At 67.8% G+C, this 236-nt stretch carries 1 rRNA gene; it reads right to left on the bottom strand.

Annotated elements, in window-relative coordinates:
- Positions 1-236, bottom strand: a 23S ribosomal RNA gene (locus tag ACYQ0J_RS13930); the annotation flags it as partial.

The following is a 236-nucleotide window of genomic DNA, read 5'->3' as shown; positions in this document are numbered from 1 at the left end:
CCCCAGCTCATCCGAGGGGTTTGCATCCCCCACCGGTTCGGGCCTCCACTGGGTCTCACCCCAGCTTCACCCTGGCCAGGGCTAGCTCGCCCGGTTTCGGGTCCACGGCCGCGGACTAGACGCCCTGTTCGGACTCGGTTTCCCTACGCCTCCGCCTCAACGGCTTAAGCTCGCCCACGACCGTGAGTCGCCGGCTCATGCTTCAATAGGCACGCCACAACCCCTTGCGGGGCCGC

This window comes from Thermus sp. FJN-A (assembly GCF_054655095.1).
This window is presented reverse-complemented; position numbering and strand designations above follow the sequence as displayed.